Origin of the sequence: Streptomyces sp. NPDC051921, from assembly GCF_040680975.1 — a bacterium.
Classification (GTDB): domain Bacteria; phylum Actinomycetota; class Actinomycetes; order Streptomycetales; family Streptomycetaceae; genus Streptomyces.
Genome location: NZ_JBFAXU010000033.1, coordinates 1 through 22,529 on the forward strand (window position 1 = coordinate 1; position 22,529 = coordinate 22,529).

22 protein-coding genes are annotated in these 22,529 nt (G+C 72.7%); 19 read left to right on the forward strand and 3 right to left on the reverse strand.

Going from position 1 to position 22,529, the window contains the following annotated elements:
- The first annotated feature begins 459 nt into the window (after positions 1-459).
- The 15 genes from AB0M16_RS32675 to AB0M16_RS32745 all read left to right on the forward strand — a co-directional run bounded on the left by AB0M16_RS32675 (position 460) and on the right by AB0M16_RS32745 (position 17,059).
- A complete protein-coding gene (locus tag AB0M16_RS32675; protein WP_365349467.1) occupies positions 460-2,163 on the forward strand; it encodes an enoyl-CoA hydratase-related protein in 1,704 nt (567 codons plus the stop codon).
- A gap of 52 nt (positions 2,164-2,215) precedes the next feature.
- The gene (locus AB0M16_RS32680) at positions 2,216-3,298 is read left to right on the forward strand and encodes a hydrogenase expression protein HypE (protein WP_365349469.1); all 1,083 of its coding nucleotides are present in this window, start codon (positions 2,216-2,218) and stop codon (positions 3,296-3,298) included.
- A gap of 82 nt (positions 3,299-3,380) precedes the next feature.
- Positions 3,381-5,165 carry a nickel-dependent hydrogenase large subunit gene (locus AB0M16_RS32685; RefSeq protein WP_365349471.1) on the forward strand — a complete coding sequence of 595 codons (1,785 nt, stop codon included), beginning with the start codon at positions 3,381-3,383 and terminating at the stop codon, positions 5,163-5,165.
- A complete protein-coding gene (locus AB0M16_RS32690) occupies positions 5,162-5,722 on the forward strand; it encodes a hypothetical protein (protein ID WP_365349473.1) in 561 nt (186 codons plus the stop codon). Before AB0M16_RS32685 ends, AB0M16_RS32690 begins: the two co-directional genes overlap by 4 nt.
- Positions 5,719-6,375, forward strand: a complete 657-nt coding sequence (locus AB0M16_RS32695) for a DUF5947 family protein (protein ID WP_365349475.1) — start codon at positions 5,719-5,721, stop codon at positions 6,373-6,375. The genes AB0M16_RS32690 and AB0M16_RS32695 overlap by 4 nt, the downstream gene beginning before the upstream one ends.
- A complete protein-coding gene (locus AB0M16_RS32700; protein ID WP_365349477.1) occupies positions 6,372-7,010 on the forward strand; it encodes a DUF6084 family protein in 639 nt (212 codons plus the stop codon). The genes AB0M16_RS32695 and AB0M16_RS32700 overlap by 4 nt, the downstream gene beginning before the upstream one ends.
- Positions 7,007-8,404 carry a hypothetical protein gene (locus tag AB0M16_RS32705; RefSeq protein WP_365349479.1) on the forward strand — a complete coding sequence of 466 codons (1,398 nt, stop codon included), beginning with the start codon at positions 7,007-7,009 and terminating at the stop codon, positions 8,402-8,404. Before AB0M16_RS32700 ends, AB0M16_RS32705 begins: the two co-directional genes overlap by 4 nt.
- On the forward strand, positions 8,401-8,943 hold the full coding sequence (locus AB0M16_RS32710; protein WP_365349481.1) for a hydrogenase maturation protease: 543 nt from the start codon (positions 8,401-8,403) through the stop codon (positions 8,941-8,943). Before AB0M16_RS32705 ends, AB0M16_RS32710 begins: the two co-directional genes overlap by 4 nt.
- Positions 8,944-9,232: 289 nt before the next feature.
- Positions 9,233-9,643, forward strand: a complete 411-nt coding sequence (locus AB0M16_RS32715; RefSeq protein ID WP_365349483.1) for a hydrogenase maturation nickel metallochaperone HypA — start codon at positions 9,233-9,235, stop codon at positions 9,641-9,643.
- On the forward strand, positions 9,631-10,326 hold the full coding sequence (hypB, locus tag AB0M16_RS32720; RefSeq protein WP_365349485.1) for a hydrogenase nickel incorporation protein HypB: 696 nt from the start codon (positions 9,631-9,633) through the stop codon (positions 10,324-10,326). Before AB0M16_RS32715 ends, hypB begins: the two co-directional genes overlap by 13 nt.
- Positions 10,323-12,728, forward strand: coding sequence for a carbamoyltransferase HypF (gene hypF, locus AB0M16_RS32725; RefSeq protein ID WP_365349487.1), 2,406 nt, complete (start codon positions 10,323-10,325; stop codon positions 12,726-12,728). The genes hypB and hypF overlap by 4 nt, the downstream gene beginning before the upstream one ends.
- A gap of 10 nt (positions 12,729-12,738) precedes the next feature.
- Complete coding sequence (locus AB0M16_RS32730) at positions 12,739-13,059, forward strand: HypC/HybG/HupF family hydrogenase formation chaperone (protein ID WP_365349489.1); 321 nt, start codon at positions 12,739-12,741, stop codon at positions 13,057-13,059.
- Positions 13,056-14,231, forward strand: coding sequence for a hydrogenase formation protein HypD (hypD, locus tag AB0M16_RS32735; protein ID WP_365349491.1), 1,176 nt, complete (start codon positions 13,056-13,058; stop codon positions 14,229-14,231). Before AB0M16_RS32730 ends, hypD begins: the two co-directional genes overlap by 4 nt.
- 58 nt (positions 14,232-14,289) lie before the next feature.
- Positions 14,290-15,330, forward strand: a complete 1,041-nt coding sequence (gene hypE / locus AB0M16_RS32740) for a hydrogenase expression/formation protein HypE (protein ID WP_365349601.1) — start codon at positions 14,290-14,292, stop codon at positions 15,328-15,330.
- Between the two features lie 229 nt (positions 15,331-15,559).
- A complete protein-coding gene (locus AB0M16_RS32745) occupies positions 15,560-17,059 on the forward strand; it encodes a DHA2 family efflux MFS transporter permease subunit (protein WP_365349493.1) in 1,500 nt (499 codons plus the stop codon).
- A 56-nt stretch (positions 17,060-17,115) separates the two neighbouring features.
- Here the strand turns inward: AB0M16_RS32745 and AB0M16_RS32750 are convergent, their stop codons facing one another.
- Entirely contained in the window at positions 17,116-18,231 is a 1,116-nt protein-coding gene (locus tag AB0M16_RS32750; RefSeq protein ID WP_365349495.1) for an AI-2E family transporter, read from the reverse strand.
- Positions 18,232-18,386: 155 nt separating this feature from the next.
- On the opposite strand from AB0M16_RS32750, the gene AB0M16_RS32755 reads away from it, so the two are divergent.
- Both AB0M16_RS32755 and AB0M16_RS32760 read left to right on the forward strand, forming a co-directional pair.
- Positions 18,387-18,926 (forward strand): helix-turn-helix domain-containing protein, encoded by a 540-nt coding sequence (locus tag AB0M16_RS32755; RefSeq protein ID WP_365349497.1) that lies wholly within the window; start codon positions 18,387-18,389, stop codon positions 18,924-18,926.
- Positions 18,923-20,209, forward strand: coding sequence for an MFS transporter (locus AB0M16_RS32760; protein ID WP_365349499.1), 1,287 nt, complete (start codon positions 18,923-18,925; stop codon positions 20,207-20,209). Before AB0M16_RS32755 ends, AB0M16_RS32760 begins: the two co-directional genes overlap by 4 nt.
- On the opposite strand, the gene AB0M16_RS32765 is transcribed toward AB0M16_RS32760, so the two are convergent.
- Both AB0M16_RS32765 and AB0M16_RS32770 read right to left on the reverse strand, forming a co-directional pair.
- Positions 20,206-21,018, reverse strand: coding sequence for an HAD-IIA family hydrolase (locus AB0M16_RS32765; RefSeq protein ID WP_365349501.1), 813 nt, complete (start codon positions 21,016-21,018; stop codon positions 20,206-20,208). The two genes, AB0M16_RS32760 and AB0M16_RS32765, sit on opposite strands and share 4 nt — an antisense overlap.
- Before the next feature lie 372 nt (positions 21,019-21,390).
- Complete coding sequence (locus tag AB0M16_RS32770) at positions 21,391-21,537, reverse strand: hypothetical protein (RefSeq protein WP_365349503.1); 147 nt, start codon at positions 21,535-21,537, stop codon at positions 21,391-21,393.
- Positions 21,538-21,794: 257 nt separating this feature from the next.
- Here AB0M16_RS32770 and AB0M16_RS32775 point away from each other — a divergent pair, with 257 nt between their 5' ends.
- Positions 21,795-22,019 carry a DUF6458 family protein gene (locus AB0M16_RS32775; protein ID WP_365349505.1) on the forward strand — a complete coding sequence of 75 codons (225 nt, stop codon included), beginning with the start codon at positions 21,795-21,797 and terminating at the stop codon, positions 22,017-22,019.
- A gap of 62 nt (positions 22,020-22,081) precedes the next feature.
- The gene (locus AB0M16_RS32780; protein ID WP_365349507.1) at positions 22,082-22,459 is read left to right on the forward strand and encodes a PRC-barrel domain containing protein; all 378 of its coding nucleotides are present in this window, start codon (positions 22,082-22,084) and stop codon (positions 22,457-22,459) included.
- The last annotated feature ends 70 nt before the right edge of the window (positions 22,460-22,529 follow it).

Here is a 22,529-nt window from a genome sequence, read left to right on the forward strand (position 1 = left end):
CATCAGCGTGCTCTTCGCGATGCTCCGCGACGGCACCTTCTACGAACCCAGAACCCCACGCCTCGCTTGACGAAAGACATAGAGGCACCCCCCCCGGTCGCCTCCCCCGGTCGCCTCCCCCCGGTCGCCTCCCCCCGGTCGCCTCCCCTGGCTCCTCCTCGCGGCTGCCTCCCCCCTCCGACGCCTCCGAGGGAGGCAGCCCGGCAGGGCCGCGACCGCGGCGATGCGAGCAGCACCGACGACGGTCCTGTCCGCCGGTCCCGGTGGCCGGACCCTGGAAGGCACGGATCACCGGGAGTGGCGCGGTCTGCCGCCAAGTGGTGGGAAACGGGTCTCGATCGAGTGAGGCGAGGGATGCGTCGCCGCGCTCGCCGCCCACGGTGGCCCGACGATCACTGGGGCCGCGCCCCGACCCGCCGCCCCGGCGCGAGGCCTCCACCACGACCCGGAAGGGCTGCCATGCGCATCCTGCTCATCGCAAGCAGCTACAACAGTCTCACCCAGCGGGCCCGGGCCGAGCTGCAGGACCGGGGGCACGCCGTCTCCGTGGAGGTCACGCCCGACGAGGCGGCCGTGCGGGACGCCGTCGGGCGGAGCGATCCCGACCTGGTCCTCGCCCCCATGCTGAAGACCGTCGTGCCCAGGGACGTCTGGTCGAGTCGCCCCTGCCTGATCGTGCATCCGGGGCCGGTGGGCGACCGGGGACCGTCCTCGCTGGACTGGGCGGTCCACGACGGCGCCGCCGAATGGGGCGTGACCGTGCTCCAGGCGAACCAGGAGATGGACGCGGGCGACGTCTGGGCGACGGTCGCGTTCCGCGTCCCGGAGGTGGGCAAGAGCGACCTGTACCGGAACGAGCTGTCCGACGCCGCCATGACCGCCGTGCACCTCGCCGTCGAGCGGTTCGCCGCCGGAGCCGCGCCGCGCCCGCAGACGGGACCGGTCCGTACCCGGCCCTACGTCCGCCAGGAGCAGCGCCGGATCTCCTGGGAGGAGGACACGGAGACGGTCCTGCGCACCCTGCGCGCCGCCGACTCGCAGCCCGGCGTCCGGGACGAGCTCCTCGGGGCCGGATGGTTCCTGCACGGCGGCCACGCGGAGGACGGCCTGCGCGGTCGGCCCGGCGAGCTGCTGGCCACCCGAGCAGGTGCGATCTGCCGCGCCACGGGGGACGGCGCCGTGTGGATCCCGGAGCTGCGCGCCCGGACGGGATCCGGTGAGGACCGCGCCTGCAAGCTGCCGGCCACGCTGGCCCTCGCGCTCGCGGGGCGGCTCCCGGAGCTTCCCGAGCGGCCCGCACCCGTCCACGCGCCGACGTCGGGCCGCACCTGGTCCGACATCAGCTACCGGGAGCGGGGAGCCCTGGGCGTGCTGTCCTTCTCCTTCCCCGGTGGAGCGATGAGCACCGACCACTGCCGCCGCCTGCTGAAGGCCTACGAGACCGTCCGCCGGCGTCCCACCTCCGTCCTCGTCCTCGGCGGACAGCGCGACTTCTTCTCCAACGGCATCCACCTCAACGTGATCGAGGCCGCCGCCGACCCCGCCGCCGAGTCCTGGGCCAACATCAACGCCATGAACGACCTGGTCGAGGCGGTGCTCACGACCACCGACCGGCTCGTCGTCAGCGCGATCGGCGGCAATGCCGCCGCGGGCGGGGTGATGCTGGCCCTCGCCGCCGACGAGGTCTGGTGCCGGTCGGGCTCCGTCCTCAACCCGCACTACCGGCGCATGGGCCTGTACGGGTCGGAGTACTGGACCCACACCCTGCCCCGCAAGGTGGGGCCGGCCCTCGCGGAGCGCCTCACGCAGGGCGCCCGGCCGGTCTCCGCGACAACCGCCCGGAGCATGGGACTCGTCGACCGGGTCGTCGAATGCCGGCCGGGGGAGTTCACGGCCGAGATCACCCGCTTGGCCGCGCGGCTGGCCTCCCACCCCGGTATCGCGTCGCGCGTGGCGGCGAAGAAGGCGGAACACGAGGCCAGGGAGGCGCTGACACCCCTGGCGGCCCACCGGGAACAGGAGCTCAGCCGCATGCGGGCGATCTTCGACGACCCCACCGCGCCCTACCACGCGCTGCGCCGGGCGTTCGTCCGTAAGGAGGCGCAGACCGCGGGATCCCCCGACGCCCGGGGTGCGGGCGCGGGCGGTCCGGCCGACCGTTGACACGTACGCGGGGCCCGAAGGCCCCTGCCCCATCCTCCCCAGGAGGCGACGCATGAACGCAGGCACGCAGGCCCAGGCCGAGGACCGGGGCGCCGCTGTCGGCACAGACGAGAAGCCGATCCACATCCTCTGGATCAACGCGGGCCTGAGCTGCGACGGCGACTCGGTGGCCCTGACCGCCGCCATGCAGCCCAGCATCGAGGAGATCGCCCTCGCCGGTCTGCCCGGACTGCCGAAGATCGCGGTCCACTGGCCGCTGATCGACTTCGAGTGCGGTCCGGTCGGCGGCGCCGACACGTTCATCGAGTGGTTCTTCAAGGGGGAGCGGGGCGAGATCGACCCGTTCGTGCTGGTGGTCGAAGGCTCGATCCCGAACGAGGCCATCAAGCAGGAGGGGTACTGGTGCGGTTTCGGCGACGACCCGGAGACCGGCCAGCCCATCACCACGAGCGAGTGGATCGACCGACTGGCACCCAAGGCGCTCGCGGTGGTCGCGATCGGCACCTGCGCCACGTACGGCGGCATCCACGCCATGGCGGGCAACCCCACGGGCGCGATGGGCGTGCCGGACTACCTCGGGTGGGACTGGAAGTCCGCCGCGGGGATTCCCATCGTGTGCGTGCCCGGATGTCCCATCCAGCCGGACAACTTCGCCGAGACCCTGACGTACCTGCTCTACCAGGCCGCCGGCTCCGCGCCGATGATCCCGCTGGACGACAAGCTCCGCCCGACCTGGCTGTTCGGAGCGACGGTGCACGAGGGGTGCGACCGCGCGGGCTACTACGAGCAGGGCCAGTTCGCCACCTCGTACGACTCGCCCAAGTGCCTGGTCAAGCTGGGCTGCTGGGGGCCGGTCGTGAAGTGCAACGTCCCCAAGCGCGGCTGGATGAACGGCATCGGCGGATGCCCGAACGTCGGCGGCATCTGCATCGCCTGCACGATGCCCGGGTTCCCGGACAAGTTCATGCCGTTCATGGACGAGCCGCCCGGAGCCAGGGTCTCCAGCACCGCCAGCGGCGTGTACGGCTCCGTCATCCGCCGGCTGCGGTCCATCACCGCCAGGACCGTGGACAAGGAGCCGAAGTGGCGCCACACCGGCGACCGGATCAGCACCGGGTACCGGCCCCCCTGGTGACCGGGCCCCTCGAAGAGGAAACCCTCTCACCCACCCACTTCTCGTGAACGCGAAGAACCGACGGAAGGGCATCGCACAGACCATGGCATCTCCGGCGAAGACGACGGGGGACGGCAGCGGACTGGTGGAGATGGCCTGGGACCCCATCACCCGGATCGTGGGCAGTCTCGGCATCCACACCAAGATCGATTTCAAGCAGCGGCGCGTCGCCGAGTGCTACAGCACGTCCTCCGTCTTCCGCGGCTACAGCGTCTTCATGCGCGGCAAGGACCCGCGCGACGCGCACTTCATCACCAGTCGCATCTGCGGCATCTGCGGCGACAACCACGCCACCTGTTCCGTGTACGCGCAGAACATGGCCTACGGCGTGAAGCCTCCGCATCTCGGCGAGTGGGTCATCAACCTCGGCGAGTCCGCGGAGTACATGTTCGACCACAACATCTTCCAGGAGAACCTGGTAGGGGTCGACTACTGCGAGAAGATGGTCCGCGAGACCAACCCCGGGGTGCTGGAACTCGCCGAGCGCACCGAGGCCCCGCACGCGGCCGAGCACGGCTACCGCACGATCGCCGACATCATGCGCTCCCTCAACCCCCTCGAGGGCGAGTTCTACCGCGAGGCGCTGCAGGTCAGCCGCTACACGCGCGAGATGTTCTGCCTCATGGAGGGGCGTCACGTCCACCCCTCCACGCTCTATCCGGGCGGCGTCGGCACCGTCGCGTCCGTACAGCTCTTCACCGACTACCTCAGCCGGCTGATGCGCTACGTGGAGTTCATGAAGCGGGTCGTCCCGCTCCACGACGACCTCTTCGACTTCTTCTACGAAGCGCTGCCCGGATACGAGGAGGTCGGCCGCCGGCGCGTGCTGCTCGGCTGCTGGGGAGCGCTCAACGACCCCGAGTACTGCGACTTCACGTACGCCAACATGACCGACTGGGGCCGGCGGATGTTCGTCACCCCTGGCGTCGTCGTCGACGGCAAGCTCGTGACGAACGACCTCACCCGGATCAACCTCGGCATCCGCATCCTGCTCGGCAGCTCCTACTACGAGGACTGGGAGGGGCAGGAGCAGTTCGTCACGCACGACCCGCTGGGCAACCCCGTCGACCCCCGGCACCCCTGGAACCAGCACACCATCCCCGCCCCGCAGAAGCGGAACTTCGACGACAAGTACAGCTGGGTGATGTCCCCCCGGTGGTTCGACGGGAAGGACCACCTGGCGCTCGACACCGGCGGCGGCCCCATCGCGCGCCTGTGGTCGACCGCCCTGTCCGGCCTGGTCGACATCGGCTACGTCAAGGCCACCGGGCACAGCGTCGTCATCAACCTCCCCCGGACGCTGACCAAGCCGGAGACCACCTTCGAGTGGAAGATCCCGCAGTGGAGCAACGCCCTGGAGCGCAACCGCGCAAGGACCTACTTCCAGGCGTACGCGGCGGCCGTCGCCCTGCACAGCGCGGAGAAGGCCCTGGAGGAGGTCCGCGCCGGACGCACCCAGACCTGGGAGAAGTTCGAGGTGCCCGACGAGTCGATCGGGGTCGGCTTCACCGAGGCCGTCCGAGGCGTCCTCTCCCACCACATGGTGATCCGGGACGGCAAGATCGCCAACTACCACCCGTACCCGCCCACGCCCTGGAACGCCTCCACCCGGGACACGTTCGGCACCCCCGGCCCCTACGAGGACGCCGTGCAGAACACCCCGATCTTCGAGGAGAACCCGCCCGAGAACTTCAAGGGCATCGACATCATGCGCGCCGTACGGAGCTTCGACCCGTGCCTGCCGTGCGGTGTGCACATGTACACCGGCAACGGCCGGACGGTGAAGGCGATGCACGTGCCCACCGGCCTGAGCGGTCTCGGCGGATGAGCGCCGTCACCGCCGAACAGGCGGGCCGGCGGGTCGAGGAGGTCCTCGACCGGCTGGCGGAGAAGGGGGACGCCGACGCCGTCGGGGCCGCCGAGGACGTCGTACGCGTCCTGATGGAGTTCTACGGCAGCGGGCTCGCCCGCGTCGTCGAGCTCCTCGGGCGCCCCGGCCCCGTGCCCGCCGCCGAGCCCCTCGGCGCACTGCTCGCGGACGAACTCGTCGCGAGCCTGCTCAACCTGCACGGGCTGCACCCGGAGGAACTGCCCACCCGCATCGACCGGGCCCTGTCCGGCCTGCCGCACGTCGTGGCCAAGGGCGGCTTCGACGCGACGAGCGGGGTGCTGAGCCTGCGCGTCGAGGCCTCCTCCGGCTGCGGTTGCCCGAGCACCCGAGAAGCGACCCGGCAGGCGGCGCTGGACGCCCTCGCGTGCTTCGCCCCCGAAGTGACCGACGTCGAACTGGAACCGGCGGGAGCGCGCGAACCCGCACTGCTGCAGATCGGAGCCCGTCCGCCCCACGCCGGCACCGGCGCCCTCGCCCCGGGCGACGTCTCGTGACCGGGCTCCCGACCGGTACCGGGGCCCGCACCGCCCCCACCGGCCTGCGGCGCTTCACCACCCCGCGCCCACCCCGCGAGGAGCGGTGCGAACTGTGCGGGGCCCGGCTCACCGACGGTGGCCACCGCCACCTGGCGGACATCGACAAGCGGGCCCTGGTCTGCGCCTGCGGCCCGTGCGCACAGCTCATGGACGGCTCGGCCGCACCGCGGGGCCGGTTCCGCGCCGTGCCGGACCGCCACCTCGCCGACCCGGAGCACCGCGTCGACGACACGGTGTGGGAGGCGCTGCGCATTCCCGTCTCGGTCGCCTTCCTCTTCCACAACTCCGCACTCGACCGGGCGGTGGCGCTCTACCCGAGCCCCGCCGGCGCCACCGAGAGCGAACTGGAGGACCCCGCCTGGCAGTCCGTGCGGCACGCCACCGGGCTCGCCGACCTCCTCCGACCCGACGTGGAGGCGCTGCTGCTGCGCCGTCACGAAGGGCGCACGGAATGCTTCCTGGTGCCGATCGACGTCTGCTACGAACTGGTGGGTCGCATGAGGCTGCACTGGCAGGGCTTCGACGGGGGCGCGGAGGCACGATCCGACCTCGACGCCGTCTTCGCCCGCGTCCGCGGATCGGCGCGCACGGCACAGGGGAGCCCGGCGTGACCGAGTTCTCCTTCGCCTGCACCGGCGTCCGGGCCGACGCCTACGCGGCCGGACCGACGCTGGTCTTCCGGCTGCGCATCACCGCGACCCCCGGCACCCGGGTGCACGCCCTCGCGCTCCGCTGCCAGATCCGCATCGAACCCGCCCGGCGCGGATACGACGACGCCGAGGCCGAGGCCCTGGGCGACCTGTTCGGCGAACGCGCCCGGTGGGGAAGCAGCCTCAACCCCGTCCAGTTCGCCCAGGTCTCCGTGATGGTCCCCGGATTCACCGGCGAGATCGACACCGACCTCGTCGTGCCCTGCACCTACGACACCGACATCGCCGCCACCCGCTACTTCCGTGCACTGTCCGAGGGCGAGGTGCCGCTGCTCCTGCTGTTCTCCGGCACGGCCTTCACGGGCGCCGGCGGTTTCCACGTCGAGCCTGTGCCCTGGGACAAGGAGGTGGCCCACCGCATGCCCGTGAAGATCTGGCGCGAGATGATCGACCAGCACTTCCCCGGCTGCGGCTGGATCCGGCTGCCCGGCGACGCGATGGACGCCCTGCTCGCCTACCGGTCCCGCCGGGCCCTCCCGTCCTGGCAGGCGACCGTCGAGGCCCTGCTCGAAGGGGCGGGGGAGAGGACATCATGACCACCGCCGTCTTCCCGCCCGACACCGAGGCACGGTTCGCCGTCGCCCGGCAGGTCGCCGACGCCGTCCTCTTCGAGGGGTACGTGCTCTACCCCTACCGGGCGTCGGCCGCGAAGAACAGGTTCCGCTGGCAGTTCGGGGTCCTCGTCCCCCCGTCCTGGAGCGCCGCCGGGGAGCACTCCCGGCAGCACACCGCGTGCCTCATGGAGCCCCGGCCCGGCGCGGAGCTCGCCCTGGAGGTCCGTTTCCTGCACGTCCAGCGGCGGACCGTCGAGGCACTCCGCGACGACGGGACCTACGTGCCGGTCGCCGAACTGCGCCTGGTGGACCGGGTCCTGCCGACCTGGGACGAGGGCGTCGAGGAGCGGATCGCCCTCACCGTCCCCGTCGGGGCGCTGGACGGCGACGGCACCACCGTCCCCTTCACACGCCCCGCCGCCGAGGACACCGAGGACGTCACCGACGCCGAAGGGCGCCCGCGCGGCAGACTGGTGCGCCGCCGCGAGGAGATCAGCGGCACCCTGCGGATCTCGGCCGCGGAACTCGACGGCCCCTACCGCGTCCGGCGGCTGTCCGTCACGGTCGAGAACAGCAGCCGCTGGCACGCCCTCCCGGCCGACGACCGGCACGCCGCCCTGGCGCACTCCCTGGTCGCCACGCACACCCTGCTCCGCCTCGACGCCGGATCCTTCCTCTCCATGACCGACCCGCCGGAATGGGCCAGGGGCGCCGTCGCCGCGTGCGACAACCGGCACACCTGGCCCGTCCTGGCCGGCGAACCCGGCCGCGCCGATCTCGTGCTCTCCTCGCCGATCATCCTCGACGACCACCCGGCCATCGCGCCCGAGAGCCCCGGGGCCCTCTACGACGCCACCGAGATCGACGAGATCCTCGCGCTGCGCACCGCGGCCCTCACGGACGAGGAGAAGCGTGAGGCGCGGGGGACCGACGCACGCGCCGCGGCCGTGATCGACCTGGCGGACACCATGCCCCAGGAGGTGCTGGAGCGCCTGCACGGAGCGGTACGCAGCCTCCGCGAGGTCACCGGGCCCCGAGCGCACCCGGGCGCCGACCTCCTCGTACCGGACACCCCCTGGTGGGACCCGGCGGGCGACCCGACCGTCGATCCGGCCCGGGACCACGTCCTCGTCGACGGACACGCCGTGCGTGCGGGCAGCAGGGTGCGCCTGCGTCCGCGGCTGCGCCGCACCGACGCCCAGGACCTGTTCGTGGACGGGCGCAGCGCCCTGGTCGAAGCCGTACTGCACGACGTCGACGGCGGCGTGCACATCGCCGTGACCCTGGAGGACGATCCGGGCGCCGACATCCGCCGCGAACAGGGCCGGTTCCTCTACTTCCAGCCCGACGAGGTCCAGGCTCTGGAGGACGCGTGACCGAACCCGAGCCCCGTCCCGCCCCGCGCACCCTCGTGGCGGGCGTCGGCAACGTCTTCCTCGGGGACGACGGCTTCGGCGTCGAGACCGTGCGCCTCCTCGCCCGGGAGCACCTGCCGCCCCACGTCGAGGTGGCCGACGTCGGGATCCGCGGCGTCCACCTGGCCTACCGGCTCCTCGACGGCTGGGACACCCTCGTCCTCGTCGACGCCACCGCACGGGGCGGCGAACCGGGGACGCTCTACCTGATCGACGCCACCGCGCCGGACGAGCGACGCGCCGACCCCCACGCCGTGCCCCTCGACGGCCACCGGATGGCACCCGACGCCGTCCTCGCCCTGCTGGACACCCTGTGCGCGGGAACGGGCGCCGCACCGCCACGCCGGATCCTCGTCGTCGGCTGCGAACCCGCCTGCCTCGACGAGGGCGTGGAACTCAGCCCGCAGGTCGCCGCCGCAGTGCCCGAGGCGGTCCGCATGGTGACCGAACTGGTCAGCCAGGAAGCCGCCGTACGAAGCCCGACACGGAGAGCACCATGAGCAAGCACGTCATCGGTACCACCGCCATCGCCGTCACCGCCGCCCTGGCCGCCCTGGCCCTCTTCAAAGTGCTCCCCGACCTCCAGCGCTACCTGCGCATCAGCAGGATGTGACCCGCCCCCGGAGGACGGAACCGCGTCCGGCGCCCCCTCCCGGGGCGCCGGCGCGCGGTCCGACTGCACCGAACGGACGACACCCGCGCGCCCTCGCGGCGAGCCGGACGGCGCCCCACGGCCCTTCCGTCCTGTAATGGCGGCCCAGAGACACCCCCCGCCCGGGACGGAGAGCGATGCACGAGATGTCCGTCGCGCTGGCTGTCGTCGACCAGGTCGAGACGGCCGCGAGGTCCCGCGGTGCCGGCGGCGTCGACAGCATCCGGCTGGAGGTGGGCGAACTGGCCGGCATCGTCGCCGACTCGCTCCACTTCTGCTTTGCACTCGCCTGCGCCGGAACCCTCGTCGAGGGCGCCGAACTGATCACGCACACGGTCCCGGGCACGGCACGCTGCGAACCCTGCGCCCAGGTCTGGGAGGTCGGCATGCCACCGCGACTGCTCTGCCCCGGCTGCGGGGGAGCCGCCGTCGAACTCGTCTCCGGGCGCGAACTGCGGATCCGCGAGGTCCGTTGGACCGATCCTGCCGCGACCGGCGCACCACGCGGCGAACCCACCACCGAGAAGAGCCGATCATGTGCCGAGTAGTCGACCTCCAGCGGGCGATCCTCGCCAGGAACGATGCCGCGGCCGGCATCCTGCGCACCGAACTGACCGCCCGCGGCACGACGCTGATCAACCTGCTCTCCAGCCCCGGCAGCGGGAAGACCGCCCTGCTGGAGCGCACCCTGCGGCTGTCCGTCGAACGGGGCGTCAGCACGGCCGCCCTCACCGCCGACCTGGCCACCGAGAACGACGCCGAACGCCTGGCCAGGGCGGGCGTGCCCGTGAAACAGGTGCACACCGACGGCCTGTGCCACCTGGAGGCCGACATGGTCGCCCGGCACCTGCACGACTGGCTCCCCGAGGCGACCCGGCTGCTGTTCGTGGAGAACGTCGGCAACCTCGTCTGCCCGGCCGGCTACGACCTCGGCGAATCCCTCCGGGTCGTCCTCGCCTCGGTCACCGAAGGGGAGGACAAGCCCCTCAAGTACCCGACCGCCTTCGGCCTCGCCCACCTCGTGGTCGTCACGAAGACCGACCTGGCCGCGGCCGCGGAGTTCGACGAGACGGCCTTCCGGCGCAACGTGGAGCAGGTCAACCCGGGCGTCGAGGTCCTCCTGACCTCCGCGCGCGACGGCCGGGGCGCCGGAACGCTGCTCGACCGGGCCCTGGCAGCGGCCGAGGGCGCCGACCTCCACACCCCCGTGATGGCCCAGGCCGGCGCGTGACCGCGGTACGACCGGGCACCGCACCGCCGACGAACGCCCTGCGCCACCGCGTCGTCGTGCGCGGAGTCGTCCAGGGCGTGGGCTTCCGGCCCTACGTCCACGCCCTCGCCACCGGTCTGCGCCTGACCGGCCACGTCACCAACACCCCCGACGGCGTCGTGGCCGAGGTCGAGGGAGCCCCCGCCGACGTGGCCGCGTTCAGCGCCCGCATCGCACCCGAGGCGCCGCCCCTCGCCCGGGTGGAGTCCGTCGAGACCACCGACGTCGCCCCGAGTGGCGGCAGCGGATTCACCATCGTCCCCTCCCGTCAGGACGGCGGCGTCCGGACCCTGGTCCCGCCGGACACCGCCACCTGCGAGGCCTGCCTCGCGGAACTCGCCGACCCGGCCGACCGCAGACACCTGCACCCCTTCGTCACGTGCACCCACTGCGGCCCCCGGTTCACCATCGTCACCGGTCTTCCCTACGACCGCGCCCAGACGACCATGGCCGGCTTCCCCATGTGCCCCGACTGCGCCCGGGAGTACGAGGACCCGACGGACCGCCGCTTCCACGCGCAGCCCGTCGCCTGCCCGAGGTGCGGTCCCCGACTGCGCCTGGTCGCCGGACCGGGCCGGCCGACACCGGCGGAGCCGGGCACCGACCCGGTGACCGCCGCCCGGCGGATGCTCGCGGCCGGCGCGATCCTCGCCGTCAAAGGGCTGGGCGGGTACCACCTGGCCTGCGACGCCACGAACTCGGCGGCGGTCGCCGAACTGCGCCGCCGCAAGGCACGCGGGGACAAGCCGTTCGCGCTGATGGCGGCGGAGATCGCGGACGTCGAGCCCCTGGTGCACCTCGGCCCCGTGGAGCGCGAACTCCTCACCGGACGCGCCCGACCCGTCGTCCTCCTGCGACGCCGCGACACCCCGCCACGTCCCGGGGCCGTCCCGGCGCCGGAGGTGGCACCCGGCAGTCCGGACCTCGGCGTCATGCTCCCGTACACCCCGGTGCACCACCTGCTCCTCGGACTCGGCGCCGCCGAACCGCGGGGGCCCCGGCTCCTGGTCATGACCAGCGGCAACCTCTCCGGCGAACCCATCGTCACCGAGGACGCGGACGCGCTGACCAGGCTCGCCGGCCTGGCCGACGCCTGGCTGCTGCACGACCGGCCCATCCACGTCCCCTGCGACGACTCCGTCGTACGCGTCTGCGACGGCGCAGAGCTCGTCCTGCGACGCTCCCGCGGCTACGCCCCGCTGCCGCTCACCCTGCCGGTGGAGGTCGTCCCCACCCTCGCCGTCGGCGGGGACCTGAAGAACGCCTTCTGCCTCGGCCAGGGCCACAGGGCCTGGCTGTCCGCGCACATCGGCGACATGGACGCCCTGGCGACGCAGTCGGCCCTCTCGGCGGCCGAGCGGCAGCTGGAGTCGGTGACGGGCGTGATGCCCGGCCTGCTGGCGGCGGACCGGCACCCCGCCTACCGGTCCACCCGCTGGGCCGCCCGGCACGCGGCGGGGCGCCCGGTCGTCCCCGTGCAGCACCACCACGCGCACGTCGCCGCCGCCATGGCCGAGAACGGCCTCGACGGCAGCCGCCCCGTCCTCGGCGTGGCCTTCGACGGCACCGGTCACGGGCTCGACGGCGCCGTGTGGGGCGGCGAGTTCCTCCTCGCGGACTACGCGGGGTTCTCGCGGTTCGCGCACCTGGCCTACGTTCCCCTCCCCGGCGGGGACGCGACGGTCCGCCGCCCGTACCGCATGGCCCTCGCGCACCTGCACGCCGCCGGCCTCCCGGCCGATCCCGCACTGCCGTGCGTGGCGGCCTGTCCGCCGGACGAACTGCGGCTGCTCGAACAGCAGTTGGCCCGCCGGCTGAACTGCGTGCCGACCTCCAGCATGGGCCGGCTCTTCGACGCCGTCGCCTCCCTGACCGGCGTCTGCCACCTCGCCGGTCACGAGGCGCAGGCGGCCGTCGCGCTGGAGGCCGCGGCCCTCCGCGCGCCGGCGGCGGAGGGCGACGCGCGCTACGCCTTCCGCCCGGTGGCGTCGGGACCCGGCGGTCCGCTGTCCCTCGACCCCGCACCGCTGCTGGCCGCGGCCGCCGACGACGTGCGCGGCGGCACGCCGCCGGCGCTCGTCGCGGCCCGCTTCCACCACGCGGTGGCCCACCTGGTGCACACGGTCTGCAGGGCGGCGCGCGCCGAACGGGGCGTGGAGACCGTCGCGTTGACCGGGGGAGTGTTCGCCAACACGGTGCTCTCCTCGGCCTGTGCGCGTGCCCTGAGCCGGGACGGCTTCACCGTCCTCCGCCACCGCCTGGTTCCGCCGAACGACGGAGGACTGGCACTCGGCCAACTGGTCGTGGCCGGTCGCGTCACCGCCGATCCGGCCCCCGGTGCGCGACCACGACAGCGACAGTGAGGAGACGTACATGTGTCTGGCGGTCCCCGGAAGGGTGCTGGACGTCGAGGACCGGGACGGCACCCGGATGGCCACCGTCGACTTCGGCGGCGTGGTCAAGGAGGTCTGCCTGGAGTACCTGCCGGACCTGAAGGTCGGCGAGTACGCGATCGTCCACGTCGGATTCGCCCTGCAACGTCTGGACGAGGAGTCGGCCAGGAAGACGCTGGAGCTGTTCGAGACCCTCGGCATGCTCCAGGAGGAGTTCGGCGACCCGTGGGAGACGGCGGCCGAGATGACGGACGGCGAACGGCAGGCGCACGAGGGCGCCGCCGGAGAGGTGCACCGGTGAAGTACATCGACGAGTTCCAGGACCCCGAGCTGGCCCGGCGGCTGCTCGACGAGATCCATGCGACGGTGACCCGGCCCTGGGCCCTGATGGAGGTCTGCGGCGGCCAGACCCACAGCATCATCAGGCACGGCATCGACCAACTCCTTCCGGACGAGGTCGAGTTGATCCACGGCCCTGGCTGTCCGGTGTGCGTGACACCGCTGGAGGTCATCGACAAGGCCCTGGAGATCGCGTCACGCCCCGGCGTGATCTTCTGCTCGTTCGGGGACATGCTGCGGGTCCCCGGCAACGGCCGCGACCTCTTCCAGGTGCGCGGACAGGGCGGCGACGTCCGGGTCGTCTACTCGCCGCTCGACGCCCTGCGGATCGCCGAGCAGAACCCCGGGCGCGAGGTGGTGTTCTTCGGCATCGGATTCGAGACCACCGCCCCGCCCAACGCGATGACGGTGCACCAGGCGCGCAGGCTGGGCATCCGCAACTTCAGCCTCCTGGTCTCCCACGTGCGGGTGCCGCCCGCGATCGAGGCGATCATGCGGTCCCCGGACTGCCGCGTACAGGGCTTTCTGGCCGCGGGCCACGTCTGCAGCGTGATGGGCACCGCGGAATACCCCGAACTCGCCGCGCGGTACCGGGTGCCCATCGTCGTCACGGGTTTCGAGCCCCTGGACATCCTCGAAGGCGTACGGAGGACCGTGCTCCAGCTGGAGCGGGGGGAGCACACCGTCGACAACGCCTACCCTCGTGCCGTACAGGCCGAGGGCAACCCGGCGGCCAGGGCCATGCTCGACGACGTCTTCGAGGTCACCGACCGGGCCTGGCGCGGCATCGGCGTCATCCCGGACAGCGGCTGGCGGCTCTCGGAGCGGTACCGCGACCACGACGCGGAGGTCCGCTTCTCCGTCGAGGGGATCGACACCCGCGAGCCGGCCGAGTGCCGCAGCGGGGAGGTGCTGCAGGGCCTGCTCAAACCCCACGAGTGCGAAGCCTTCGGCACCCTCTGTACGCCCCGCACGCCTCTGGGCGCCACGATGGTCTCCAGTGAGGGGGCCTGCGCCGCCTACTACCTCTACCGGAGGCTCGACCTCGGCTCGGGAGTCCCGCCCTCCAGCATCCCGCCCTCGACCATCCCGTCCTCGAACGTCGCGCCCCTGGAGGGGAGTTCCGTTGTCTGACACGACCACGGGCACCGCAGGCATCACCAGCCCGGATGCCCCGGACCGGGCACCGGACATGCTCGCCTGGACCTGCCCGGCGCCCCTGCGGGACCAGCCGAGGGTCGTCATGGGCCACGGTGGTGGCGGTGCCCTGTCCGCCGAACTGGTCGAGCAGGTCTTCGCACCCGCCTTCGGCGGGCCGGCGCTCTCCACCACCACGGACGCGGCGGCGCTCGAACTCGGCGGTGCCCGGCTGGCCTTCTCCACCGATTCCTTCGTGGTGCGCCCGCTCTTCTTCCCCGGCGGCAGCATCGGCGACCTGGCCGTCAACGGAACCGTGAACGACCTCGCGATGAGCGGGGCCAGGGCCGCGTACCTGTCCTGCGGCTTCATCCTCGAGGAAGGGGTCGAGACCGACGTCGTCGCCCGGGTGGCGAACGCGCTCGGCGCGGCGGCGCGTGCGGCGGACGTCCAGGTGGTCACCGGCGACACCAAGGTCGTCGAGGCCGGCCACGGGGACGGCATCTACATCAACACGTCCGGGATCGGCCTGATCCCGGCCGGTGTCGATCTGCGTCCGGCACGCGTCGTGCCCGGTGACGTGGTGATCGTCAGCGGGCCGGTCGGCGTCCACGGCGTGGCGATCATGAGCGTGCGGGAAGGCCTGGAGTTCGGCGTCGAGATCGAGAGCGACTGCGCGGCACTGGGTGGTCTCGTCGACGCGATGCTCGCGGTGACTCCGGACCTGCACGTGCTGCGCGACCCCACGCGCGGAGGCCTGGCCGCCTCCCTCAACGAGATCGCGGCCGCCTCCGGCACCGGCGTGGTCGTCCAGGAACGGGCCGTCCCCGTTCCCGACCCCGTGGCCAACGCCTGCGCGATCCTCGGCCTCGACCCGATGTACGTGGCCAACGAGGGCAAGCTCGTGGCCTTCGTCCCGCGGGAGCGGGCGGAATCCGTGCTGGCGGCGATGCGCGCGCACCCGCTCGGCGCGGGTGCGACCGTCATCGGCGAGGCCGTGGCGGAGCATCCGGGCATGGTGGTGGCCCGTACCGGCCTCGGCGGCACGCGCGTGGTCGACATGCCGCTGGGTGAGCAGCTGCCCCGCATCTGCTGAGTGCAGGGCCCCGGGCCGCGGCGAGGCTGACGGTGCCGCGGCGCGCGGCCGTGGCCGCGCGCCGCAGCACCCGGGCGGGCGGCCCGAGCGGAACGGCGCCCGAAAAACCGTTTGAGCTCGGGCGCCCGGACCGGCAGGATCGGGAGACACCGATGAGTTCTTCCCGGCGCCGCGGTCTGTCAGTGTGACCCGCCCACGTGCGGAGGACACTCACCTGACGGAAGGCGCCATGCTCGCACCAAGCGCACCACCCACGCTCCCGCCCGCCCGCGTCACCGCCGTGCTGCGGATCCTCGTGCTGTCCACGTTCGTCGTCCTCCTCAACGAGACGATCATGGTCAACGCGATCCCGCGGCTCATGCGCGAGTTCGAGGTCACCGCGGCCGCCGCAGGGTGGCTTTCCACGGCCTTCATGCTCACCATGGCCGTCGTCATCCCGGTGACGGGGTGGTTCCTCCAGCGCGTGACGACGCGGACCGCCTTCAGCCTGGCCATGGCACTGTTCCTCGCCGGCACGGCGCTGGCCGCGGCAGCGCCCGCCTTCCCGGTGCTGCTGGCCGCGCGCGTCATCCAGGCCAGCGGCACCGCCGTCATGATGCCGCTGCTCATGACGACGCTGATGACCCTCGTGCCCCCGCACGACCGCGGCCGCGTCATGGGCAACATCACCCTCGTCATCTCCGTCGCACCCGCCCTCGGCCCCGCCGCCTCCGGGGTTCTGCTGCAACTGGGGACCTGGCGCCTGCTGTTCCTGGCCGTGCTGCCGATCGCGGGAGCCATGGCCGTATTCGGTCGGCGCAAGCTGGTGAACATCGGCGAGCCGCAGGCCGGCCCCATCGACTGGCTGTCCGTCCCGCTCGCCGCGGCCGGATTCGGCGCCCTGGTCTACGGCCTGAGCGGGCTCGGTGCCGGGGACGCGGCCCGGGCCCCGGTGCCCCCGGCGGCCATCACCCTGATCGGCGCCGTGCTGGTGGGCCTGTTCGTGTGGCGCCAGCTGGCACTGCAGCGCTCGTCCACGCCGCTGCTCGACCTGCGCGCCCTGACGTTCCGCCACTTCTCCGTGGCGCTGGGCCTGATGTGCCTGTCCTTCATGGCCCTCATGGGTGCGTTCATCCTGCTGCCGATCTATCTGCAGGAGGTGTGCGGCCTGACCTCGCTGCAGACCGGGCTGCTCCTCATCCCGGGCGGTCTGACCATGGGCCTGCTCGGACCGCAGGTCGGCAAGCTCTACGACCGACTCGGCGCGCCGCGCCTGGTCGTGCCCGGAGCCGTACTCACCGCGCTCTGCCTCGCACTGTTCGCCCTCACGGGCGAGCAGACCTCGCCGTGGCTGGTGCTCGCCCTGCACGTGGCCCTGAGCGCCGGCATGGCGTTCGTGTTCACCCCTGTCTTCACCTCCGGCCTCTCCGTACTGCCTCCGCACCTCTACCCCCACGGCTCCGCCATCCTCGGCTCGCTCCAGCAGGTCGCGGCCGCCGCCGGCACCGCCCTGGTCATCAGCGTCATGTCGGGACGCGCCGCCACGGCGGCAGCCGACGGCGCCGGCACCACCGGCGCCCTGGCCGCGGGCATCCGGTGGGGGTTCGGCGTCGGAGCGGTCCTCGGCGCCCTGGCCGTGCTGGTCGCGCTGCTGGTGCGCACGCCGCCCGCTCCGGAACCGCCTGCCGCGCCGGAGGCCCAGGACGAGGACGGCACCACGACGAGCAAGGCGGCCCACACACCCACCTGACTCCCTGGGCGATCGGCCCGGTGCCCCGCCACCACCTGACCTGACCGGCCGTCAGGTCAGGTCGTGGCGGGCACGGGGTCGTGCGCCTCGTCCGGGTCCGGTTCCGGCCTTCCGTCGCCGAGCTGCTCCCGCAGGTAGTTCCAGAACACCGCGATGAGAGCGGCCGCCGGGACGGCCAGCAGACTCCCCACGATGCCGGCCAGGCTGCCGCCGAGCGTCACCGCCAGCAGGACGACGGCCGCGTGCAGACCGAGTCCGCGACTCTGGATCATGGGCTGGAACACGTTTCCCTCCAGCTGCTGCACCACGACGATGATCGCGAGAACGATCAGCGCGTCGGTGACGCCGTTCGACACCAGCGCGATGAGCACCGCGACCAGGCCGGCGAAGAGGGCTCCCACGATCGGCACGAACGCGGACACGAAGGTCAGCACCGCGAGGGGAAGCACCAAGGGGACGTCCAGAATCCACAGACCCAGGCCGATGAACACGGCGTCGAGGAGGCCGACGAAGGCCTGACTGCGCACGAACGCACCCAGGGTGTCCCAGCTGCGCTCCGCCAGGACCGGGACGTCGACGGCGAGCCGTCCGGGGAGCTGACGGCCGAGCCACGGCACGAACCGGGGGCCGTCCTTCAGGAAGAAGAACATCAGGAAAAGGGCCAGGAAGGCCGTGACGACACCGTTGAACACGGTGCCCACGCCGGTCGCGACCGCGGTGACCATGCTGCCGATGCTGTCCTGGACGCGGGCCATCGCCGCGTCGAAGGCGCCCGAGATCTCGTCGTCGCCGATGTTCAACGGAGGCCCGGCCGCCCACTCGCGCAGGCGCTGTATTCCCTCGACCACGCCCTGGGAGAGCTCCCCGGACTGGGACGCGACCGGTACCGCGATGAGCGCGACGATGCCGGCGACGACCAGCACGAACGAGACCGTGACGACCCCCGCCGCCACGGCGGGAGGCCAGCCGTGGCGGCGCAGGAAACGCGTCAGCGGCCAGGTGAGGGTGGTGAGGAACAACCCGACGACGAGCGGCCAGACGACCGACCACATGCGACCCAGGAGCCACAGGGCCACCCCGGCCATCAGCAGGACCAACAACGACTCGGCGGACACGCGAGCCGCAGTGCGCAGGGCGGCGGCCGCTTTCGTGGAACTCAACGTGGCAGACATGGGCCCACCTTAGGGACCCGCGGGCCCCCACCCGCGGCCCGCCCCCGCTTGCTCGCGTCGTGCCCGCACGAGCACCCGCCACGGTGAACGGACCTCCCGCACAGCCGGGCGCAAACCCCTTGCGCAATGGTCAAGAAACGTTGACCATTGCGGGCATGCCTACCGATGATCTTCCCGAGACGTTCCGCGTCACGACGGACGAGCAGTTGCGCGCCGTCTCCAATCTCACGCGTCACCGGATCATGGCCGTGCTCCGCTTCGAGCCCGCGACGATCACGCAGATCGCCGAGCGAGTGGGCCTCGCGAAGGGGAGCTCCAGCTACCACGTACGCCTGCTCGAACGGGCCGGCCTGGTGAAGGTGGTACGGACGCGAAAGGTCCGGGGCGTCACCGAGCGGTACTACGCGATGGCCGCGCGGTCGATCGAGCTGCCGGATCCGGGCGAGGGAGGGCCGGACGTGCTGATGCGGCACGCGGTGGCGGACCTGGAGGCGGCGCCGGCCGGTGGCGAGCGGCACGTACGGATGGCGCATCTGCGGCTCACCGAGGAGCAGTTCACGGAACTGGGGGCGCGGCTGCAGGAGCTGGCGGACGAGTACCGGGAGCTGTCCGACCCGTCGCTGCCGGATGCGTCGCTCGTCTTCGCGCTGTTCCGCCCGGCGACGGGCGAGCAGGCCGGAGGGGATGCCAAGTGACCGCAGACGTGAGGAAGTTGCCGACCGGATTCGGACGGCTGTGGACCGCGCAGACGGTGTCCTCACTCGGGGACGGGGTGACCCATGCCGCGCTGCCGCTGCTCGCGCTGACGTTGACGCGCGATCCGATGGCGCTCGCCGTCGTCACCGCCGCCGGAACGCTGCCGTGGCTGCTCTTCGGGGTGCTCGGCGGCGCGCTGGTGGACCGCTGGGACCGACGGCGCACGATGTGGGTCACGGACGCGGCGCGTGCGGTGCTGCTCGCGATACCGGCGGCAGCGGCCGCGCTCGACGTGCTGGGCATTCCGCTGCTGGCGGCCGTCGCCTTCCTGCTCGGCCTCGGCGGACTCTTCTTCGACACGGCCGCCACGGCCTATCTGCCGGATCTGCTCGGCCGCGACGCCGCGCTCCTGGAGCGCGCCAACTCCCGCCTGCGCGGCACCCAGACCGCCGCGTCCGGCTTCGCGGGGCCGCCTGCGGGCAGTGCCCTGCTCGCGCTCGGGCGGACGTTCCCGCTGCTCGCCGACGCGGTGTCGTTCGCGCTCTCCGCCCTGCTCGTACGGTCGTTGCCCGCCGTCCCCCGGCCCGTACCGCAGGTCCGTGAGTCGCTGCTGCGGCAGGCGCGGGCCGGCGCCTCGTACGTGTTCCGGGATCGGTTGCTGCTCGGGCTCGCCCTGCGTCCGGCGGTCGGGAACATCGCCTTCCTCGCCGTGGAGACCGTGCTCGCCCTCTTCGCGCACGATCGTCTCGGCATCGACACCTTCGGCTTCGGCCTGCTCCTCACGGCGGAGGCCACCGGCGGTCTGCTCGGCGCGGGCATCGCGTCCTTCCTCGGTCGACGGCTCGGCACCGGCACCGCACTGACCTGCACGGCCGCAGTCGAGGGGCTTGCCATCCTGGTCCTGGCCGCCGCCCCGGACCCGTACGTCGCCGGCCTCGCGCTCGCCGTCTGCGGAGCGGGCATGGGCGCCACGATGGTGCTCGGCCCCTCCCTCCGGCAGGCGATCGTCCCCGCCCACCTGATGGGCCGGGTCGCTTCCACCTCCCGCATGCTCGCCATGTGCGCCGCCCCGTTCGGCGCCTTCCTCGGCGGCTGGCTCGCCACCACCCACGACGTCCGCACCCCGCTCTACACCGCGGCCGGTCTCCTCCTCACCATGACCGCCGTCACGTCGACCATGACCACCAACCGCCGGGTCGAGTCGGCGCTGCGCGCCGCCGCCCGGGCCGGTGAGCCGGACGGCACGGAAACCGGGGATCCCGTTCAGCAGGGTGCCGTCTAGGAACCGGATCCGGCAGGAGAGTCGGAGCCGGAGCCGGCGAGGAGCAGCGCGGGCAGGTCGGCGAAGGAGTCGAGGACATGGTCGGGGGACCCGGAAGCGTCGTGGTGCGTCTCCGGGAGGTACTTGCCCGTCCTCACCAGGACGCCGGTGATGCCTGACCGCTGGGCCGCCAGGACGTCCGACTCGATGTCGTCGCCGATCATCAGCGCCTCGGGTGCGTCGGCGTCCAGGTGGGCGAGGGCGCTCGCGAAGAACGCGGGTGCCGGCTTGCCCGTCACGTCCGCCTCCGTGCGGGAAGCCTTCTCGATGCCTTCGAGGAAGGCCCCGGTGTCGAGGTCGAGGCCGCCCTCGGTGCGCCAGTACAGGTTGCGGTGCATGGTCACCAGCCGCGCACCGCGCTGCAGTTGCCGGAAGACGCGGTTGAGGGACTCGTAGCCGAACTCGGGGCCCGCGCCGCCGAGCACGACCACGTCCGCGTCTCCCTCGTCGATCAGGGTGACTCCCGGCAGGTCGTCCCGTACGTCGCCGCTGTTGAGGAGGAGGCAGCGGGCCCCGGGGAAGTGCTCGCGCAGGTACGCCGCCGTCGCGGCCGGGGCCGTCAGGATGTCGCCGGCACCCACGGGGAACCCCAGGTCGGCCAGGCGCGCGGCGATGGCGGCCCGGGTGCGGGAGGTGTTGTTGGTCACCAGCGCGAGGCGGAGGCCGGCGGCGCGCAGCCGTTCCATGGCCGCGACCGTTCCGGGCAGTGGCTTCCAGGACACGGTGAGAACACCGTCGATGTCGATCAGGACCGCACGGATTCGCTCCATGAGGCCGACGGTAGCCCAAGGGCTCCGCCCCCGAGGGCGGCGGACGGCGCGCCCTGGGGCTGCCCGGGTGACGGCGCGCCGCCCGGACGGTCCTCGGCGCCACCCGCGGCTCCGTCCCCGGAGGGGCGGTGCGGGCCTCCGGCACCCGCAGCGGCAACGCCGGCGCGGGCAGCGCGGCCCGCACCATCGCCACCGGCCGCGGCCAGGCGGCCCCGCCCGGCTGGGGCACCGCGGACGCGGCGGCGTCTACTTCACCGTCCCCCTCCGCTTCGTGGTCGGCTGCCTGATCATCAACCCCGGCGCCAACTCCCCGGGGACGGGTGCGGGGCTCCGGCCGTCCTCCCCGGCCCGCCCGGGCCGGGTGAGCAACCGTCAGCGGTGGCGACGCAGCTTGCCGAGGAGGCGCTGCGCCTGCGTGCGCCTGCGGGGGTCGGCGGCCGCCCGGCGGACGGCCGCCGCCGTGCTTCGTCCCTGAGGGCTGCGGGCGAACCGCTTGATGCAGGTCAGCAGTGCGGTCATGGGGTCCTCCTCGTATCGCATGTCCGTCGTCTCCCGTCGGGGCACGTGCTCCCGGGCGTCGTGCCCTGTCGCTCCGTGTTGCCCGTGGCCGCCGTCCCACACCTCCCGTGCCCGCCGGACCGTGACGCTCCCGCGGGTCGAGGGGCGGCGGAGGTGCGGTCGGCCGAGCGCAGGACCCGACCGCGCCCGGGGAGCGGAATGATCCCCGGAGAGCCGGGTACGCGGACGCTGTCCAACCCGCATGGGAGGGAGCAACCATGGGTCTGGGACTGTTCATCATCATGATCGCCGTCGGCGCCATCCTCACCTTCGCGTCCGACTGGGAGCTCGAAGCCGTCGACCTCGATGTGGTCGGTCTGATCCTGATGGCGGTCGGCTTCCTGGGAACCGCCGTCTACGCAAGCGTCCTTCGCCGCCGCCGGATGGTGGTCCCGCCCGTGGCACCCACGGTCACCGACGACGACCGGCGTGACCGGCTCTGAGGCGGCCCGCACGGTTCGGTGCCGCGACGTACAGGCAGCACAGCGACAGAGGAGTGACAGCAATGACCGATCATCTCTGGTCCTACACCACGGAGTCCGGCCACCCGGCGGGCACCGACCTGACCGGATGGCGGGTCGAGGCGTCCGACGGGCACATCGGCAAGGTGGACAAGCACTCCGACGAGGTGGGCGACGCCTATCTGGTCGTCGACACCGGCGTCTGGATCTTCGGCAAGGAGGTGCTGATCCCGGCGAGCGCGGTGATCCGCGTCGACCTGGAGGAGCAAGCGGTCCACCTCGCCCTGTCCAAGGCCCAGGTGAAGGACGCGCCCGAGTTCGTCTCCGACAAGCACCTCGCCGACCGGCAGTACCGCGAGGAGATCGGCCAGTACTACCGCGCGGGCGGGCCCTTCTCGGGTGGCGGCATGGGCCCCGTCTGACACCGGCGACCCCGGGCGGTCCACGTCGTTCGTCGCAGGGATCGTCCGAGGATCCGACGCACGGGCGCAG